Source organism: Marivirga atlantica, assembly GCF_016734805.1.
Taxonomy (GTDB): domain Bacteria; phylum Bacteroidota; class Bacteroidia; order Cytophagales; family Cyclobacteriaceae; genus Marivirga; species Marivirga atlantica.
In genome coordinates this window covers 1-531 of record NZ_JAERQG010000014.1, presented here as the reverse complement: position 1 = coordinate 531, position 531 = coordinate 1, and the positions used below count along the sequence as shown (strand labels likewise).

The window sequence follows — 531 nt, the reverse complement described above, 5'->3', positions numbered from 1 at the left end:
CACTTGACCTGTCCGTGATAGAGCTGGAAAGGGAAGTAAGCCAAGCCTGGGCAATGGTGTATGCCACCAAAAACAACTACCAGGTTTATGAGCAGTTGGATTCGGTTTTTACCGATATTGAAAGAGCTGCAAGAATTAGGTTAGAAACGGAAGCTACTTCCAAGCTAGAATACCTCGCTACCTCCAACCAGGCCAATCAGGTACAGATACAAAAAGAGCAGGCTTATCGAGATTACCTAAGTGCCTTGCAGCGACTAAACCTGTGGTTTGCTAATGATACGCTCTTTACCGTGCCGGATGTTCCAGCTTCTCAATTGGATGAACCCCTCAATTATGTGGCTGATTCTTTGATGAACCACCCATTGCTGAATGTATCAAAACAGCGGTTGGATGTAGCGGACGCTACCATAAAAGAGAGGCGTTCACAGTTTTTACCTCAATTGCAGGGGCAGTATGGCCGGCAGCAGATAGCCGGACAATCAGGATTTTATCAGTACCAGATCGGTATTCGGATTCCCTTGTTTTTCGGGC

The 531-nt window shown here is 46.5% G+C and carries 1 protein-coding gene; it reads left to right on the top strand.

Annotation, left to right across the window (positions count from 1 at the left end; genetic code table 11):
• A partial coding sequence (locus JKP34_RS18465) for a TolC family protein (RefSeq protein WP_201924747.1) occupies positions 1 to 531 on the top strand: 531 nt, incomplete at both ends.